The organism is Spongiibacter sp. IMCC21906 (assembly GCF_001010805.1).
Taxonomy (GTDB): domain Bacteria; phylum Pseudomonadota; class Gammaproteobacteria; order Pseudomonadales; family Spongiibacteraceae; genus Spongiibacter.
In genome coordinates this window covers 1,757,206-1,773,005 of the sequence record NZ_CP011477.1, presented here as the reverse complement: position 1 = coordinate 1,773,005, position 15,800 = coordinate 1,757,206, and the positions used below count along the sequence as shown (strand labels likewise).

Below are 15,800 nucleotides of genomic sequence, written 5' to 3'. Positions count from 1 at the left end.
GAGTTGACAAGCGCTTTACTCGCCCCGCGCCCAATGCGGCTCAGACCGCAACAGATTCACCAATTCCAAAATGGGCGGCGCGGGTTGTCGTTTGCCGTCGTAAGCTATCGCCAACGGAATCGGCTTTAAACTATCAAACTCAAGAATCGAAAATTTTTGACAAAACAGCTCATCGCGCCGAAATGCCGCGCCCACATTACCCACGGTGTCAGACGTTGCGACAATTTTGCAGGTCAGGGGAAAGTGACCAATGATGTGTACCTGCTTCTCTTGGGGGATTTCCGGCACCCCAAACAACTGATTGATTAAATCCAGTGTGGCGGCACTTCGGTCGGCCAAGGCAATGGGATATTGGTGCAAGTGCTCCACCCGGAGTTTAGTCACCTTGCTCAGCGGATGGCCTTTGCGAACAAAGAAACACATCGTAAATGGCTCAAGATCATAAACTTTAAACTGTTTATGTTGTTGAATAGGCCCAGCGGGGCCGATAAGCACATCAATATCCCCATTTTTTAATTGCTGTACCGTTTGCTCGGCCCAGCCTGCGGTTTCCTCCAGTCGAATAGCAGGGTGTCGCTCCAGTACTTTGGTCAATGGCGCATTGAGCAAAGACACCAGCGATGGTGGGCTAATGCCCACCCGCAGCCTGGGCACGCCAAGAATATGCCCCGCTTTAGTATCAGAGGACAATTGCTCTAAATCCGCCACAATCCGTGTCGCCCTATCGATAAAGGCCCGGCCTTCAGCCGTGGCGTGCACACCTTTGGCGTGGCGCTCAAACAGGGCAAAGCCAACGTCTTGTTCAATATCGGCAACATGCTTGGTGAGGGCCGACTGGGTAAGATGAACAATTTTGGCCGCAGCAGAAAATGAGCCAAACTGATCGACGGCGATAACATTCTTTAATTTAACGACGTTCATATATTACAAAACAGAATACCTTGAGAAGATTAGTGATTTGACGGAATATTCGCTTTTTTGTCAACATCTCCGCCGTTGCGAGTTAGTTAGACACACTCATCACGATTTGGCCAATAGGCGATAATGGTGGGGCGATGGTCAACAATCGCGATAAACTAATTCAAAATACGCAAGGGTGGAACTGTCTCAGATCAAGTTGGAGATCAATGTAATCTCCGACTGATCTGAGATTTTTTTATAACGACAATCCTGCTGTTATCAATCTTAATGCTCAATAAATACCGTACTGACCTGCTACTTAAGCCACTGCTAGCAGAGCCGGACGCGTTGTTCTTAGCAAATGAAAACAGCATCCAGTTTGTAACACGCAAGCTCACTACCAGACAGGGTCAACAATGAGTTCATCGGACACAGCCAGCAATACGGATAATTCAGCACCCTATTACTTGTCTACCGGCAATGAAATCGACGTCTTCAATGCCGCGTTTCGGCGCAAGCTCCCTATCATGCTAAAAGGCCCTACAGGCTGTGGTAAAACCCGTTTTGTCGAGCATATGGCGCACAAATTAGGACGCCCCTTAATCAGTGTCGCCTGTCACGAAGATATTACCGCCGCCGATTTAGTAGGGCGCTATTTGCTTACCGGTGGCGAAACCGTCTGGGTCGATGGCCCGCTTACCCGCGCGGTCAGAGAAGGTGCCATCTGCTACTTAGATGAAATTGTTGAAGCCCGGGCCGACTCTACCGTGGTTATTCACCCCCTTACCGACCACCGCCGGGAGCTGAACCTTGAACGTTTGGGTGAAACCTTAAAAGCCCCTGACGACTTTATGCTGGTGGTGTCGTATAACCCCGGTTATCAAAGCGTACTGAAAGATCTCAAACCCTCTACCCGCCAACGCATGGTGGCAGTAGAAATGACCTACCCCGGTTTTGATCACGAAGTGAAGATTGTGATGCAGGAGTCTGGTATCACCGAGCAGGCGGCCAAAGATTTGGTCAAGCTCGCCAGCGCCATTCGCAAGCTCGATAACAGCACCCTGCCCGAGGTGTCGTCCACCCGCTCCTTGGTGGCGACTGGCTTGCTGATGCAAGAAGGCTTGTCACCGCGGGAAGCTGCCCGAGCAGCTATGCTAATGCCACTGACTGACGACGCCGATGTGCAGCGCGGCTTGGCAGAAGTCATACAATCTTATCTGGCAGACTGAGCCGATACGCCGTGGCAAAACTCACCGCAAAACAGCCCGTATCAAAAGACGTCGATCATGACGACCGGCCATTGCGGATCCTCGCTGCCGCCGTCATTGGCCACCCTGTCTCTATTACCTATGTCATGAAAGACAAGGCCCGCAGTTATAGCGACGGCGACCGTATTTACTTGCCCGCCCACGAAGATTTATCTACCCGCCGTATTGAGGTCATGATTCAAGCGGCATTAATCAGCGGCGGGGCATTTTCTAACAAGATCATGCAGCGGATTCTGGGTCGGGCCGAGTTATCAGAGCGCTTTTTAGTACTGGAAGTTGAACGTTGCTGCATGGCAATTGAATCTCGACTGCCCTCCCAGCTGATAACCATGCTGGCGCCCTACCGCAGCGGCTTTACACCACAAAATGCCGAGGCCTCTCTGGAAATAGCCCAAAGCAGAAAAAGCCTGCCAAAGCCCCCGGAATGGTACGGGGGCTTTCGTCCTTGGCGGGTATTGCGCCGCAATGCCCAGGGCGGCAGCAAACCCATGACCGAACAAAAACTGGCCGAGCTGGAAGCTCAGCTGGCAATGATCACAGAAGAAAATGACGAGGAAGAAGACGACGAAAATATCCAAAAAGCCAGCTTCTGGAAGTGGTTTACCTCACCGTTAGGTAAAGAATCATTTCTCTCCAAAATGCTGCAAGACTTGCTGGATATGGGTTCATCCCCAGGTCAGGAAGAGTCCGACGAAGGCAGTGCAGGCTCACAAATGGTATCGGGTCGCGCTGCGCAACGCTTTCGGGACATCGCCATGGCGATACGTTCAGAAATGGATATTACCTTGCCCAGCGCCTTTGCCCACGCGGAGGCCGGTGCCCACAGCTATCACGAATGGGACTGTCACAAAAAACAATACAAACCCGATTGGGTCAGCGTGGAAGAAACCGACCCCCACGCGCTGGAATCCAATTTTGAGCCCGGCACCTTAAGCGGCAGCAACTTGCCCTTTCAGCGCGCTTTGGCGGGGCTGTACTTGGGCTTTCAACGCCATCGCGGCCAACCCCAGGGTGACGACCTGGTATTAGACCAAATGGTGCGCCTGGCCATCGATATCCGCACCGGCCACAGCGGCGACGAACGAATTTACTCTGCCAGTTTAAAAACCCGCCGGGATTTAAGCGTTTCCATTTTATTAGACGCGTCCAGCTCCACCTTGGAATACAGCGCTGACGGCAAACGGGTTTTTGACCTGCAAGCCCAAACCGGCTGGAGTCTATGTCGCGCCTTCGCCACCTTAGGTGATCGGGTCGCCATGCACGGTTTTAACTCTTGGGGCCGGGGCCTGGTGCGCTTTCAAACTGTAAAAACCTTTGATGAACCCTCTGGGGCCGCATTAGAATCTCGACTTCGGCATATGGCCATCGCCGGCTATACTCGCTGCGGTGCCGCTATCCGCCATGCCACCGCCCAAATGCAAGAACAGGCTGGCACGCCTTATAAACTGTTAATTTTGATCTCCGACGGCTATCCCTACGACGACCAATACGAGGGCGAGTACGCCGGGGAAGACACCAGCAAAGCCATAGAAGAAGCCAGAGACCAAGGTGTGGCCTGTGTCTGTTTAAGTGTTGGCAGCGATGCCGACAAAAAACGTCTAGAAAAAGTGTACGGTGCCAGCAACTATCTGGCGATTCACCGCAGTGAGCAACTCGTGCCAAAACTCCACCAACTGGTTGAGTCGGCCATTGCCACCGCCATGAAAAAAGTCGCTTAAGCTGTTCACAAAAAAGAATTTTCGGGAAGCCCCTGCCTGCCCTTCTGGGCCGCAGGGGCTTCCCGAAAATAAGGCATTACTGCCTGGAGGGTGGTAAGTAATATCGAAAAAAGCAGGCCACGTCTGTTCACACAAATTATGCCCGCTATCGTATTGCTTAACGTTTTGCGTTATCGACCGGAGAAATACAATGGATAAATCCACTAGCTCAAATCAGCCGCGGGATGTGGCTGGCACGGACCCGACCAGCCCCATCAAAACCTGGGGCGCGATCGGGGCCGTGTTTATCGCCTTTTACCTGTACGTTATTTACCAGTGGGTAACCGCCCCGTACTTTGGCCCCACTGAACTGGCGCCCGGTGTTGAAGTGCCCATTAATTTTAAAATTGGGGTTTGGACCGTCACCATCGGCATGGGACTGGTATGGCTGTATATGATCTGGACCCAGATCATCAAGCCCATTCGCCAGACCGGCCAACCCAACACATTGGGACTGTTAGGCATCGCGTTTTTTGTGATGATCTTCTGGGACCCCTCCATGAACTGGATTCAGGTGGGCTGCGTCTACAACCCTTATGCGCCCAACCTTGGCTTTTTATCTGCTGAAATTCCCGGCTGGTTAAGCATCAACGGTCATCGCCTGCCAGAACCCCTACTAACCTGGGCTGGCGGCTATCCCGGCTTTTTGTTGTGGATGACCATGGGCGGCTTGGCCACCATGCGGTTTGTTAAAGCCCGCTTCCCCGAGATCAACAACGTTGCCCTGTCAGCCTGCGGTATTTTTGCGGCCATGGTAGTGGACCTGGTATTGGAAAGCCTGCTGATTCGTTTCTCTGGCATCTACGCTTACCCCGGCTCGATCAGAGCACTAAGCTTATGGGGCGGCCACTGGTACCAGTTCCCCATCTACGAATGCCTGTTCGGCGCATGGGTCGGTTGCACCAGCGTATTGGTTTACTTCAAAGACGACAAAGGTCGGACTTGGGTTGAACGCGGTGTGGATAAACTCGACATCTGCAAAAACTCAAACTTCCGCCAGTCCATCGTTCGTGGCGTTGCCGTTATTGGTTTCTGCTCAGTGGTTGAAGTGATTCTTTATGTGCTGCCAATGCCCCTGTTCACCGCCAATGCAGACCCCTTCCCAGATGATCTGCCCGCCTTCTTTACCCAAGGCGCAGGAATGTGTGGACCCGAAACCGGCATTGCCTGTGCACGTCCCGACCTGCCAGTAATGCGTCGCAACGACCTGGAGAAATTTAAAGATTCTCCCCAAGTAAGCGAAGAAGATGCCGTTAACGGCGTAGAAATCACACCTCGTTAAACCAACAAAACAATGCGCGCACAGCCCTGTGCGCGCATTTATTCGTTCAAACCCATCTTGCTCATTTTGCGTTTATCCATTCAGTTTCTCACTGCCTTGAATAGCACTAAGCAAAAATAAATCTGTCCCCATTTTTCCAAATGGAGCGCGTTTTTGTGCGACACTGAGCGCAGCGAATGCACAAAAACGCGCGGAGTTTTGGCTGTCCCGCCGCGCTTTTCAGCGGCAACTGCGCGTATTTGTTATGAGTAACGCCCATAAACTACTCCAAGCATTTTTCTTTAATAGACAAAACAAGCTCCGCGATATCTAGATCGTGCTTCGCGGCTTTGCCAAGACCCATTCGCTCTGAAGCCACCTTGGTCAAGTATTCAGCAATTGGCTCCGGGCTTTCATTTTCAAGTACCAGCCTAAAAACCTGAGGCAGGTACACTTGGTACTCATCTCGATCCCAGTCGCTATCGGAAATACCTATTGGGTCCCATTTATAGAAAAGAACCTCATCGATCCTTCTATAGAGCTCCCTCTGAGTTGGCGATAGCGTTTTATCCATGATTACTCATAACGACCGCAACAGTGGAAAATTGGGAGCGCAGCGAGCAATTTGTCCGCCTGCTGTGCTTGTATGATTGAAAAACCATGATTTTCCCTTGTTATGTGGCAATTGCATTTTTTGTACCCCACTTTATCCCGGCTAAAGTACCAACAATAGCTGAGGCTATGGACAAAGGCAGCTCTACGAACCATGTTGGTGAGATATACAGCTCTTGCATTAGCAACGAAAGGATTAAAGCGCTTAATAGGAAGCCGAGCATAAATACACTGGCAGCATAGCTCCAGGCTTTAGCTACGTCTCGTTTCGCCATTAGCGCATACATGAATACTGCTAGTGTAGATGGCGGTAGTAATCGATATATAAAATATTCGCCAAACGAAAGCGCCGCTAAATTGTCGACACCTATCACCATACTCGTAAATGTACTTAATGCTGTAAGCGCTACCAATATGATGAAAGTGTATTTGACTATCCTTGAGGCTTTCAATTTATCTCCATACAACATAACGAGGCTGTAGAATTTCTAATTCAAGGAAACACAGATTTTCATACGCCTCACAACACCTGTTATCTATGAACTTCGATAAAAAGGGGGACAGATTTATTTCCACGCAGTTCCTAGCCGAAGTGCATCAAGGTTTAAACAAAAATAAATCTGTCCCCTTTTCCTTTCATGACCCATTTAACGCCAAATCAGCCGCGCGTTTTCTGCGTCGACCGCATTTGCTTGTTAAAAGTTGACTGCTCCAAACGTTCGGCAAGCCACACCTTGATAATAGACTGACGTGTAACCCCCAGCCGTGAAGCCTCTTTGTCGAGTGACTCAACCATCCAGGTGGGAAAATCTACGTTGACCCGCTTCTGCGCTTGATTAGGACGCTTAATGGTTGATAGATCGAGTTCATCGACGATATCCGATTGGTTATCGTCGAATTTCTTATCCAGTGATTTAGCTTTCATACAGTGCCACCTCAGAATCTCGGGACCGCCTGACGGAGATAATCCTAATCGTGTCCGAACGGTAAGTAATAATTGCTGACCAATGCTTCCCGCCGATCATGCCAATCACCAAAGTCCTTGGTTCATCATCCGATCTAGCCATAACTTCAACAAAATCAGAATCTTGCCAGATAGCCTGAGCATCAACGAAGTCAATACCATGCTTTTCTAGGTTAGATTCGCTCTTCTTCGGGTCAAATTCGAATGAATACATAGGTATAAAAATTATACCTTTTTTGAGAGGTTGGCAAGATCGTCGCCTAGACTTTTAACTCCTTAGCGTTTATCTGCTGTGCGCAGTACGGCATCTAAACTCTATTGGAACGTATTTGCAAAAATAAATCTGTCCCCTATTCCTATTCCTATTCCTTAATCATTTTTAATAGAAATAGAATGAAATAATAAAAGGGGTATCTTGCCAATCTATAAACATGCATATAATATGCATGTTTATAGATTGGCAAGATATCACACAACATTCATAGTTTATCGCGGGTCCAATCCGTCAATTATAGGAATCTTCTTTATGCTGCAAAGCGAAGTAATTAACATAGTTAAGAGTACCGCTCCCATACTGGCTAAGGAAGGCGAAAAGATTACTCAGTTGTTTTATCAGAAGCTGTTCGTTAACCATCCTGAATTACAGAATGTGTTTAATATGACTCACCAAATACAGGGAGATCAACCTCGTGCGTTGGCAGACTCAGTATTCAAATACGCAAGTCATATTGATAAGCTTGAGGAACTTGGCCCGCTAGTAAAACGAATAGCGCATAAGCATGCCAGCTTGTCCGTCGCCCCGGAACAATATCCAGTAGTTGGTAAGTACCTCCTCGAAGCGATTGGGGAACATCTTAACTTACCTTCAGATGATCCAATTCTTAGTGCGTGGTCAGATGCTTATCAACAACTGGCGGCAATTTTCGTGAACACAGAAGAAAAAATTTACAGCGATAATGCAAATAAGCCTGGAGGATGGCGTGGTTTTAGACCATTCGTTATCAGCAAAATTGTTCCAGAAGCTGAAGATGTGACCTCGTTCTACTTAGAGCCAGAGGACGGTGGCGATATAGTAAATTTCGAGCCTGGACAATATGTTGGCGTTAAAATTAAGAAGCTCGGTGGTGAGTATGATGAGATTCGTCAATACTCAATGTCTGCGGCACCTAGTGAGCCGTTTTATCGTATTACGGTTAAGTCTGAGGCAAGCAATGTAGATTACCCCGGGCGCGTTTCTCACTATATCCATAAAGCGCGCATTGGGGATAGGCTGCATCTCCAACCCCCTACAGGAGACTTCACTATTGAGAACAACAGCGAGGACTTAGTACTGATTTCTGGTGGCGTGGGTATCACTCCATTACTGAGTATGTTACTCAATCGCCTAGATGAGCGCGGGAATGGTGATGGCATTACATTTATCTTGTGTTGTCGTAATGCTGCTCACCACATTATGAAAGATAAATTAAAAGCCCTGAGCAAAGAGTACGGATTCATATATAAAGTCGCATACGAAAAAGAGGAAGGGGCAGACCATCAAGGATACTTAGATAGCGCCATACTAAATAGTTGGTTAAAAAATCGTGATGCTAACGTTTATTTTTGTGGCCCAAAACCGTTTATGGGTGCATTAGATAACCTTTTAGAAACATTGGGATATCCTAAAAAACAGCGCCATTGTGAGATATTTGGCCCAGCGACACCTCTTGACTAAAAATTGAAAGAAGCAAAGCTCAGTTGCTGCTACTTGCAGATCACTTTATTACATGGTGATGGTTATAGGTATCACTGGTAGTCAGCACTGCGCTCAACTTAAGAAGGGTCTGATTAATTGAAGCAAACCGACATGACGACAGTGGAATAAAAAGGGGACAGATTTATTTTCACGCAGAACACGGAATTATCTGCTACACAGACGAAAACAGTCCGCTGATCCGCTTAAACCAATGTTGTTATTGCTGTTATCCGTTCAGCAATTCGGAAGGCAGGTTTGCCAAATCGTCGGGGTTGTCGATATCCCGCAGGCATGCCAGTTCTGCCAATGACAATGTTAAATCGGCCAAGCGTTGTCGGGTTTGTTCAGCAACGAATTCACTACTCCATGTCACACCATTAAAAATGTGGGGATCAAAGTGTGTGAGTCCAATCAGGCTGTAACCACCATCTTCCACCGGTACCATGCAGCAGTCGTGGTTTTGCAGCATCGCTGCTGCCTCGGTGATTATTGCTGCAGTCAGGTCGGGGCAGTCCGTTCCCATCAACAAGACGCCGCTGTGATTACTGAGTCCTCGTGCCATCGCCCGAGCCATTCGCCGCCCCAGATCACCATTACCTTGTTCGCTGATGCTAACGTTTGGCAAATCCAGCTGCTGCCAAATCTCTAAATCGGCGCTGGGGGCAACGCAAAGCTCGACACTCCCCACCCCCGCATCCAAAGCGGCACAGACTGTTCGGCGCAGCATTTTGGCTGCCAGCTCGGCAGCGGCCACGTCACCCAATGCGGGAATAAGCCGGGTTTTTGCATAGCCCGGCAGTGGCGCTTTGGCAAAAACAATAACGTGATATTTGAACTGGGCTTGAGTATTCAACGATAACGTTCCGCCAACTGCTCAGGGCTCACCCCTCGCCAATACTGCCAACGCAGCCGCCACATTAAAACGATGGTTGACCACGGGCCTCGCTCATCCCAACGACGACCAGCGCTAAGCACTTTATCAGCAACACACCGCGGTGGCATAAGCTTGCGCAGCCGCGAGGATAATTCGATATCTTCCATCAAGGGCTGGCTTGCAAAGCCACCAACCTTCTCAAACAGGCTACGGCTGATAAACATAGCCTGGTCTCCAGTCGCAATGCCGCTGAGCCGTGAACGCCTATTCATAAACCAGGAGATAATGGGCAACATGCAGGACTGCCCTTGCAGGCTGATATCAAATCGCCCCCAAACATCATCGGCCGTAGATACTATGTTTTGAAGCGCCATCAGGCCTTGCTCTGGCAACTGGCTATCGGCATGTAAAAAAACCAGAAGCTCGCCGCTTGCCATCGCCGCGCCAGCATTCATCTGTTTCGCCCGCCCCCGCTCTGAGCAAATCACCGTAAAGCCAGCCTCACGCATTTGCGTTTCACTGCCGTCATGGCTACCGCCATCAACAATAATAATGTCACAATGGCTTTGTTGATGAATACCACAAGCACTGTCTTTCAAAGCATTGAGGTGGGAACACAGGCCAGAAAGCTGATCAGCTTCGTTTAGCATCGGCACAATAATGCTGATTTGCACAGGGCTTGGCGGCTTACTAGAGCGTGTTTGATCACCGGGGTTAGCTTGCTCATTTGGACTTGGCATTCAGGCTCCAGTCGTAGTCCAAAAACCCAATAGGCATACTTCCCGTTTTTAGCGACGCCTTCGCGGTATTATCTAAAGCCAATGCTGCAGCATAATCTAACAAAAAGTCTTGTAGCCGCGTGTAACCCTGCCAGTCCTGTTCAAAATCTTGCCGATACCATTTAAAGATTGGCGACAGTAACAACTCGCCATCCGCTAAACGGTTGCGGGACTGGTCCGCTAAAAATAACTGGGTTTGTTCCTCCAGCTGCGTTGTTAGTTTATCTGCCGTGTAGGCTTCATCCCTAAGTGCGGGGCAACCAACGCTGGCACAGTTCACCGCAAAGTGAATGCGCGGTTCTTGATAGCGCCCCGAACCGCGTATCAACTCATGTTCAATATTGTCCAGCGAGCGTGTTTCACCCAACAAGGGAATAAACTTTTTGCGCCAAGGCGATTGAAACCAACTACCCAAGTCTTTTATGGAATTCAGGTCCGGCCATTTTTGCAGTACAAAGGCCACCGTCCAGGCGTTGTAGGCGTTGATCAAAAAAGCGAGCTGTTCTTGCTTGGCCCACTCATCAAAGCGATTCTGATCAACCGCCGACAAATTGTTAAGATAGCTTTTCAGCTTTTGGGTATCGCCCTTAAAGCCCTGGTAATCCACTTCGGTGGCCCGGCCCCCCGCCAGGGGATAAACATGTTGGCTTAACAACGACGACCACGGCGAATGATCGACGTGCTGTTGTTGATCCTGCTTATGCTCCTGTTGCGGCTGGGCCAGCCCGGCGCTAGCAAAAATAAGTGCCACAGCAATCAAGCAACAGCACACGAAAGCGAATGCCCAAGCACGAGACAAGTACTTAGCGACGCCAAGCATGATACTTCTCCAACCACGCCAGAACTCGGGCGGGAGCGTGGGCTTTTTTCCACTCACCAGCGGCAAATTTATTTGCTTCAACCCAGGTGGGATACGCGTGAATCGTCCCCAGCACTTTGTTCAATCCCAAATTATGTTTCATTGCCAGCACAAATTCTGCAATCAACTCACCGCTATTTTTGCCCACTATCGTCACCCCTAAAATTCGATCTTTGCCAGGCTCGGTCAACACCTTCACAAAACCTTTAGCTTCGCCGTCTACAATGGCTCGATCCAAATCCGCAAGATCATAGCGACTCACTTCATACGGTATTTCTTGTTGCTGAGCCTCCTGTTCTGTCAGACCCACTCTGGCAATTTCGGGATCGGTAAAGGTCACCCAAGGGATAAACCGATAATCAACGCGGAATTTTTTAAACTGGCCAAACAGACCATTTACCGCGGCATACCACGCTTGATGCGCCGCGGCGTGGGTCAGTTGATAAGGACCAACCAAGTCCCCCACGGCAAAGATATTAGGAAAACGGGTTTGCAAATAATCGTTAACCTCAATATCAGCATTTTCATCAAAGCCCAATTCATTCAGGCCATAACCGCTCAATCTGGCTTGACGCCCCACCGCACAAAGCAGCATATCAAAATCAATACTCCGCTCTTGCCCACGATGATCCAGCCAGCAGCGTTTTACGCCGGCATCGACGTCAAAACGCAGCGGTGTATGCTCGCGCAATACCTCAACACCATCCGCTGCCAATGCGGTCAAAACATAGTCGACGGCGTCTTGATCTTCTCGTTTTAACAATCGCTCTGATCGAACAATAAGACTCACCTTTGAACCAAGCCGAGCCAAGCTTTGACCCAGTTCACAGGCAATTGCCCCACCGCCGATAATGGCGACCCGCTCTGGCGGCGACGACAGCTCAGCTAAATGCGCCCACAGCGAATCACTGCTTAAGGGCTTAACGGCTGCTATACCCGGTATATCAGGAATCACCGGCCTTGCGCCGGTTGCCAGCACAATGCTGCGTGCGCTGAGCTGACGAACGGCTTCGTCACCGCCAGTGCTTATCTCAACTCGCCAAGGGTCCAGGAGTTTGGCGTAACCCTGAACAACATCGACTCCCAATTGCCGATAACGCTCCGGGCTATCGTGGGGGGCTATCGCTTTAATATTATCGGCAACCCGACGCATCACTGCGGCAAAATCAATTTCAGGCTTCAGTTTGCCGACCCCATAACGTTCTGCATCACGGACTTGGGCGGCCAGCTTTGCCGATTGGATAAGACTTTTGCTGGGCACACAGCCATAGTTAAGGCAGTCGCCTCCCATTTTATGCGCTTCTATCAAGCTCACCGTCGACTTTACCGCAGCGGCGATATAAGCACTGACCAAGCCGCCCGCACCGGCACCAATCACAATAATATTGCGGTCAAAGTGACGGGGCCTGCTAAAGCCGCGATACACCCGACGCGCTTTAATGCGGGCGAGTATCGATTTGGCAACAAGGGGAAACACCCCCAATAAGCAGAACGACAGCAATAAACTGGGCGAAACAATCCCCCCCAAGCTGTCGAGCTGTGCCAACTGGGTGCCCGCATTGATGTACACCAGCGTGCCCGCCAGCATGCCAACCTGGCTGACCCAATAGAATGTTCGCACCGGAATGGGGGTCAGCCCCATTAACAGATTAATCAGAAAAAACGGGAACACGGGCACCAAACGCAAACTGAACAGATAAAAACTGCCATCGCGCTCAACACCTTCATTGATCGATTTTAAGCGACGACCAAATTTGTTCTGCACCCAATCTCGCAGTAAATAACGCGACACCAAAAATGCCAGCGTGGCGCCAACTGCACTGGCAAAAGACACCAACACCGCCGCCCACAAAAAACCAAACAAGGACCCCGCGGCTAGCGTCATGACCACCGCGCCGGGTAGCGACAAGCCAGTGACCAATACATACAGACAAAAGAACAGTACCGACACCAGCACAGGAGAGGCGTCTTTCCAGGCGGTAAACTGCCCCAGCCCTTGTTTCACACCGTTAAAACTCAGCTGTTGCTGTAGGTCAAAATAAAAAAATGCGGCAATCAAAAGTACAATTGCGGCCAGCAACACTCGTTTTTTAATACTCATGCTAGAGCGCACCACCACAGCTACTACCCTGCCCCGCGGTACAAGCAAAGCAATGATCGGCAACCCGAATGCCGTCACCGTTTACACTGCCATTAAGCAGGTCGCGCAAATGCCGTTGCGGATTGCCCAACTGCGTTGTATCAACCCCCAGTGTTGAGCCCAAGCCCAGTTCGAGTTGTTGATTAAAATCGCAGTCATACAGATTGCCCTGCCAATCAACACTAACCATGGTTTTACACATCAGCTGGTCGAGATTACTGGCGTAAAAATTGTTTTTTAATAAATCCATATAATCACCAAACTGCCCTTTGGAGATTAAAGTAGAGCCAAAGCGTTTGATCGGCATATTGGCCAAGGCAAACAGCTGATTGAACTGAATGCCAAAGTGAGCCTGTAACTCGCGCTTGTAATCCGCTTCTAATGCCTGCTGATTCGGCGGTAATGAAGGACCTTGCGGGTTATAAACCAGGTTGAGTACCAAGCCCGACCCCTCAACGCCATAACCCAAGCGATTGAGCCACTGCAGCCCTTTAATGCTTTTATCAAAAACACCATTGCCCCGTTGCTGATCGACATTTTCCAGCGAGTAGCAAGGCAGTGATGCAACAATCTCTACTTTGTGCTCAGCCAAAAACGGCGCTAAATCTTCCTGCCCCGGCTCAAACAAAATGGTTAAATTACAGCGATCAATGACGTTCACTCCCGCCTGACTGGCTTCAGCCACCAAACGCCGAAAATGCTCATGGAGTTCTGGTGCGCCGCCAGTCAAATCTAAGGTAGAAATACCTTGAGCCTTTATTACCGGTAAAATCAGCGCCAGATTCTCAGGCGTCATCATCTCGGTTCGCTGGGGCCCAGCGTTAACATGGCAGTGAATGCAACTCTGATTGCACTTGTAACCCAAATTCACTTGGAGGGTATCGAGCTGGCCGCGGTTTATCGCCGGAAAATCGCTGACTTCAAGAAGCGGCAGGGTGGCATGCATGAGTCTCTCCTGTTAATTTTAATTCGCCTGTGCAATAAGACGTTGCTAAAAGTCGAATTATTACAATACCAGTAGGTTTTTTGCTCGCAGCCTACTTGCTACGCATAAAGTGCCTAAGCCGAGCATATCAAGCACAAACTCTTAGCTCCCGGAGGCGGTAATAACACGGTGGAAAATGATGCCTACATCAGACTGACCGCAGCCATCGGCATCATCTTGCTTATCGCACTGTGGGAAGGGCTTAAACCCCGGCGCAGCCTCCCGCCTGTGGGCCGAAAGCGCTGGTTTAGCAATGCCGGTTTACTGATATTCAACAGTGTTTTGGCCAGAATCATCTTCCCGAGTTCCGCCTTGGGTTTTGCGGCGCTGGCGCAAGAACGGGGCTGGGGCTTGCTTAACCACATACATCCCGGCCCTTTAATCGCCATTTTTCTCAGCATTATCGCATTGGATCTGGCTATCTGGTTTCAGCACCGCTTGTTTCATCTTGTGCCGTGGTTGTGGCGGCTGCACCGGGTACACCACTCCGATACTGGCTTCGACTTTAGCACCGGTATTCGCTTTCACCCGCTGGAAATCATGTTGTCATTGTTATTCAAAGCCGTGATTATTTTTATCCTTGGTGCGCCCATTATCGGGGTATTGATCTTTGAGGTGCTGTTGAATGTCAGCTCGATATTCAATCACGGCAATATTTATATTCCCAAAAAAGTCGACCAATGGCTGCGCTGGTTTATTGTGACCCCCGATATGCACCGGGTACACCACTCCAGTATTCAAAAAGAGACTGACTCTAATTTCGGTTTTAATCTCAGTTGCTGGGACCGGATTTTCAGCAGTTATTGTGCCCAGCCAAGCCTGGGGCATCAGGAGATGGAAATAGGCTTAAAAGAATTTCGCCTGAATACCGAGCAGCGGATAGATCAACTTCTTTATCAACCCCTACGCAACCCTAACAAAACGGCTAATTAACAGATTTATTCGGTCTCGCTGCTGCGGTGCTCAACAGCAAGCTGTTCTTGCTCAAGCCCCTTTTGTTCAGCATAACGCGTTTCCTGAGCAGTCTGTATCGCACTGACGACTTTCAAAAACACCAGAATCAATATGCCATTCACCACCGCATCAGCCATTTGAAAATAGCTCATGGTAATGAACTCGTCGATGGCACTGCTCTCATTTAACTTACGAAGAGCAATATTGCTAAACAAGCCTGAAAACAACCACAGCAGCCACCAGACAAACAATAACGGAGGGACTTTACTGGTAGACCAGTTCTGCAAATGATGGCTGGTTTGCCAAATTTCCTTCATAGCCTGATAGGGCTTCCACAGGTTGGCAATGGGCACAAAATACCAGCCCACGGCCCAGCCGGGGCTAAAGTCCATTTTTTCGGCGCCCAGTTGACGGCTGTTGTGATTGGCACTGTATATCCAGCGCAAAATCAGGATGCCAGACACAAGAAAGGACAGCATGTAAACGCCACCGATAATCATCTGCCGACGGTCACTGGCCTCGGCATCGATTGTTGCTTGATAGTCGGTGACATATATGCCGCTTTTAAAATCGTAAAATAATTGCAGCTGCAGATAGTGTGAAAACAACATCAACGCCAATACAGCCAGTTGCGCATACAGTGAATAGGCTAAAAATTGGCTGAGCCGGTGGGTATCTTTGTAATCTGAATTCATCACTAACCTCATTCCAT

16 protein-coding genes are annotated in these 15,800 nt (G+C 49.4%); 5 read left to right on the top strand and 11 right to left on the bottom strand.

What is annotated here, in order from left to right:
• Positions 1-15: 15 nt before the first annotated feature.
• On the bottom strand, positions 16-921 hold the full coding sequence (locus IMCC21906_RS08105) for a LysR family transcriptional regulator (protein WP_047011748.1): 906 nt from the start codon (positions 919-921) through the stop codon (positions 16-18).
• A gap of 395 nt (positions 922-1,316) precedes the next feature.
• Between IMCC21906_RS08105 and IMCC21906_RS08100 the strand changes: the two genes are divergently transcribed.
• The 3 genes from IMCC21906_RS08100 to IMCC21906_RS08090 all read left to right on the top strand — a co-directional run bounded on the left by IMCC21906_RS08100 (position 1,317) and on the right by IMCC21906_RS08090 (position 5,207).
• Positions 1,317-2,129, top strand: a complete 813-nt coding sequence (locus tag IMCC21906_RS08100) for a CbbQ/NirQ/NorQ/GpvN family protein (RefSeq protein ID WP_047011747.1) — start codon at positions 1,317-1,319, stop codon at positions 2,127-2,129.
• Positions 2,130-2,140: 11 nt separating this feature from the next.
• Positions 2,141-3,886, top strand: coding sequence for a nitric oxide reductase activation protein NorD (locus tag IMCC21906_RS08095; protein ID WP_047011746.1), 1,746 nt, complete (start codon positions 2,141-2,143; stop codon positions 3,884-3,886).
• Positions 3,887-4,076: 190 nt separating this feature from the next.
• On the top strand, positions 4,077-5,207 hold the full coding sequence (locus IMCC21906_RS08090) for a spirocyclase AveC family protein (protein ID WP_047011745.1): 1,131 nt from the start codon (positions 4,077-4,079) through the stop codon (positions 5,205-5,207).
• Between the two features lie 262 nt (positions 5,208-5,469).
• Here IMCC21906_RS08090 and IMCC21906_RS08085 read toward each other — a convergent pair whose 3' ends face one another.
• The 4 genes from IMCC21906_RS08085 to IMCC21906_RS17235 all read right to left on the bottom strand — a co-directional run bounded on the left by IMCC21906_RS08085 (position 5,470) and on the right by IMCC21906_RS17235 (position 6,976).
• The gene (locus IMCC21906_RS08085; protein ID WP_047011744.1) at positions 5,470-5,760 is read right to left on the bottom strand and encodes a hypothetical protein; all 291 of its coding nucleotides are present in this window, start codon (positions 5,758-5,760) and stop codon (positions 5,470-5,472) included.
• A gap of 100 nt (positions 5,761-5,860) precedes the next feature.
• Positions 5,861-6,268 (bottom strand): hypothetical protein, encoded by a 408-nt coding sequence (locus IMCC21906_RS08080; protein ID WP_047011743.1) that lies wholly within the window; start codon positions 6,266-6,268, stop codon positions 5,861-5,863.
• A 188-nt stretch (positions 6,269-6,456) separates the two neighbouring features.
• Entirely contained in the window at positions 6,457-6,723 is a 267-nt protein-coding gene (gene brnA, locus IMCC21906_RS08075; protein ID WP_047011742.1) for a type II toxin-antitoxin system BrnA family antitoxin, read from the bottom strand.
• Positions 6,713-6,976, bottom strand: coding sequence for a BrnT family toxin (locus IMCC21906_RS17235; protein WP_047011741.1), 264 nt, complete (start codon positions 6,974-6,976; stop codon positions 6,713-6,715). The genes brnA and IMCC21906_RS17235 overlap by 11 nt, the downstream gene beginning before the upstream one ends.
• Positions 6,977-7,288: 312 nt before the next feature.
• Between IMCC21906_RS17235 and hmpA the strand changes: the two genes are divergently transcribed.
• Positions 7,289-8,476 carry an NO-inducible flavohemoprotein gene (gene hmpA, locus IMCC21906_RS08065; protein WP_047011740.1) on the top strand — a complete coding sequence of 396 codons (1,188 nt, stop codon included), beginning with the start codon at positions 7,289-7,291 and terminating at the stop codon, positions 8,474-8,476.
• A gap of 247 nt (positions 8,477-8,723) precedes the next feature.
• Here the strand turns inward: hmpA and IMCC21906_RS08060 are convergent, their stop codons facing one another.
• From IMCC21906_RS08060 to arsS, 5 genes are read right to left on the bottom strand one after another with little or no spacing between them, the layout of a single operon-like run.
• On the bottom strand, positions 8,724-9,350 hold the full coding sequence (locus IMCC21906_RS08060) for a TIGR04282 family arsenosugar biosynthesis glycosyltransferase (RefSeq protein ID WP_047011739.1): 627 nt from the start codon (positions 9,348-9,350) through the stop codon (positions 8,724-8,726).
• The gene (locus IMCC21906_RS08055) at positions 9,347-10,111 is read right to left on the bottom strand and encodes a TIGR04283 family arsenosugar biosynthesis glycosyltransferase (RefSeq protein WP_082117411.1); all 765 of its coding nucleotides are present in this window, start codon (positions 10,109-10,111) and stop codon (positions 9,347-9,349) included. Before IMCC21906_RS08055 ends, IMCC21906_RS08060 begins: the two co-directional genes overlap by 4 nt.
• The gene (locus IMCC21906_RS08050; protein WP_082117410.1) at positions 10,095-10,970 is read right to left on the bottom strand and encodes a DUF547 domain-containing protein; all 876 of its coding nucleotides are present in this window, start codon (positions 10,968-10,970) and stop codon (positions 10,095-10,097) included. Before IMCC21906_RS08050 ends, IMCC21906_RS08055 begins: the two co-directional genes overlap by 17 nt.
• Positions 10,954-13,110, bottom strand: a complete 2,157-nt coding sequence (locus IMCC21906_RS08045; protein WP_197085877.1) for an FAD-dependent oxidoreductase — start codon at positions 13,108-13,110, stop codon at positions 10,954-10,956. Before IMCC21906_RS08045 ends, IMCC21906_RS08050 begins: the two co-directional genes overlap by 17 nt.
• Position 13,111: 1 nt before the next feature.
• Complete coding sequence (gene arsS, locus IMCC21906_RS08040; protein ID WP_047011738.1) at positions 13,112-14,095, bottom strand: arsenosugar biosynthesis radical SAM (seleno)protein ArsS; 984 nt, start codon at positions 14,093-14,095, stop codon at positions 13,112-13,114.
• Positions 14,096-14,263: 168 nt separating this feature from the next.
• Between arsS and IMCC21906_RS08035 the strand changes: the two genes are divergently transcribed.
• Positions 14,264-15,067 carry a sterol desaturase family protein gene (locus tag IMCC21906_RS08035; RefSeq protein WP_047011737.1) on the top strand — a complete coding sequence of 268 codons (804 nt, stop codon included), beginning with the start codon at positions 14,264-14,266 and terminating at the stop codon, positions 15,065-15,067.
• 5 nt (positions 15,068-15,072) lie between these two features.
• Here the strand turns inward: IMCC21906_RS08035 and IMCC21906_RS08030 are convergent, their stop codons facing one another.
• Positions 15,073-15,783, bottom strand: coding sequence for a DUF4328 domain-containing protein (locus IMCC21906_RS08030; RefSeq protein WP_052763441.1), 711 nt, complete (start codon positions 15,781-15,783; stop codon positions 15,073-15,075).
• Between the last annotated feature and the right edge of the window lie 17 nt (positions 15,784-15,800).

Excerpts from the sequence above, each read along its gene's own strand:
- IMCC21906_RS08105 (WP_047011748.1), bottom strand. The coding sequence starts at position 921 with ATGAACGTCGTTAAATTAAAGAATGTTATCGCCGTCGATCAGTTTGGC.
- IMCC21906_RS08100 (WP_047011747.1), top strand. The coding sequence starts at position 1,317 with ATGAGTTCATCGGACACAGCCAGCAATACGGATAATTCAGCACCCTAT.
- IMCC21906_RS08090 (WP_047011745.1), top strand. The coding sequence starts at position 4,077 with ATGGATAAATCCACTAGCTCAAATCAGCCGCGGGATGTGGCTGGCACG.
- IMCC21906_RS08085 (WP_047011744.1), bottom strand. The coding sequence starts at position 5,760 with ATGGATAAAACGCTATCGCCAACTCAGAGGGAGCTCTATAGAAGGATC.
- IMCC21906_RS08080 (WP_047011743.1), bottom strand. The coding sequence starts at position 6,268 with ATGTTGTATGGAGATAAATTGAAAGCCTCAAGGATAGTCAAATACACT.
- brnA (WP_047011742.1), bottom strand. The coding sequence starts at position 6,723 with ATGAAAGCTAAATCACTGGATAAGAAATTCGACGATAACCAATCGGAT.
- IMCC21906_RS17235 (WP_047011741.1), bottom strand. The coding sequence starts at position 6,976 with ATGTATTCATTCGAATTTGACCCGAAGAAGAGCGAATCTAACCTAGAA.
- hmpA (WP_047011740.1), top strand. The coding sequence starts at position 7,289 with ATGCTGCAAAGCGAAGTAATTAACATAGTTAAGAGTACCGCTCCCATA.
- IMCC21906_RS08055 (WP_082117411.1), bottom strand. The coding sequence starts at position 10,111 with ATGCCAAGTCCAAATGAGCAAGCTAACCCCGGTGATCAAACACGCTCT.
- IMCC21906_RS08050 (WP_082117410.1), bottom strand. The coding sequence starts at position 10,970 with ATGCTTGGCGTCGCTAAGTACTTGTCTCGTGCTTGGGCATTCGCTTTC.
- IMCC21906_RS08045 (WP_197085877.1), bottom strand. The coding sequence starts at position 13,110 with ATGAGTATTAAAAAACGAGTGTTGCTGGCCGCAATTGTACTTTTGATT.
- arsS (WP_047011738.1), bottom strand. The coding sequence starts at position 14,095 with ATGCATGCCACCCTGCCGCTTCTTGAAGTCAGCGATTTTCCGGCGATA.
- IMCC21906_RS08030 (WP_052763441.1), bottom strand. The coding sequence starts at position 15,783 with ATGAATTCAGATTACAAAGATACCCACCGGCTCAGCCAATTTTTAGCC.